Consider the following 1,062-nt stretch of genomic DNA (forward strand, 5'->3'; position numbering starts at 1 on the left):
CGAGATGCAGCGCGTGCTGAATCATCATGAGACAGGTGTAACCCCAACGTCACCGCTAATCAAGCATTTCGCGGGTCGGCGTGTCGATTCGCGGTAACAATCGGGTGGATTAGCCGGTCAACAGGCACACCCCGGTTCTGCCCATCGAGGAGCGCATGCCCAGAGAGTTCACGAGAGTCCGGTAGGTCCGCGATGTGTAGACACTGCCGCGATCGGAGTGGAAGATCGCTCCCGGCTCGATCCGGGTCGTTGCGACTGCGTTCGTCAACGCGGCCGCGACGAGTTCGGTGCGCATATGGTCGGCGATAGACCAGCCCACGACCTTGCGGGAGTAGCAGTCGATGACGGTCGCGAGGTACATGAAGCCTTGCCAGGTGTGAATGTAGGTGATGTCGCCGACGAACTTGCTTCCGGGCCGATCAGCGGAGAAGTTACGTTCGAGCAGATCCGGCACGATCGGCATCCCGTTCGGATCGGAGTCGGTGGTGACGCGGAACGGTCGTGGTTGGCACGGCACGAGGTCTTCCTCGCGCATGATCGACCGGACCAATTCCGGGGAGCACTCGATCTCAGCGGCCCGCAGATCGGCATGGATGCGGCGGTATCCGTAGGTTCCGTGGGAGAGCTCGAAGAACACCCGAATGCGTTGCGCTAAAGCAGTTCTGCGTATCACTGTTGCGGACTGCGGGCGGCCCTTCCAGTTGTAGAACCCTGAGGTGGACACCTCGAGCCAGCGGCAGCGGTCGGTGATCGGTACTACCGCGGAATCGTCCGCGACATAGGAATCGATGAACTCGTACTTCGCCACTACCGTGGCTCCCGTGCAAAGTACGAGGCCTTAAATTCAACCTGTCAACGCAACAAGCTCCCCGTCAAGGCACTCGGCGGGAGACTTGAACCGCACCGGGTTGTCCGGAGGCTTCACTTCTTAGGAGCAATACCGTTCAGTTAGTGTTGAATGATTGTGCATTCGGGTGGTGTGGTGGGTTGTGGATGGTGTTGGTGGTGGGCTCGTTTGGCTGCCCACTTGAAGATTTTGCGTTTCACGACGCGTGGGTTGGC

At 59.6% G+C, this 1,062-nt stretch carries 1 pseudogene; it reads right to left on the reverse strand.

What is annotated here, in order from left to right:
* Positions 1-124: 124 nt before the first annotated feature.
* Positions 125-838, reverse strand: a pseudogene (locus tag QMK17_RS26305) (IS3 family transposase); the annotation flags it as partial.
* Positions 839-1,062 lie beyond the last annotated feature (224 nt).

Source organism: Rhodococcus sp. G-MC3, from assembly GCF_030063335.1.
GTDB lineage: Bacteria > Actinomycetota > Actinomycetes > Mycobacteriales > Mycobacteriaceae > Rhodococcoides.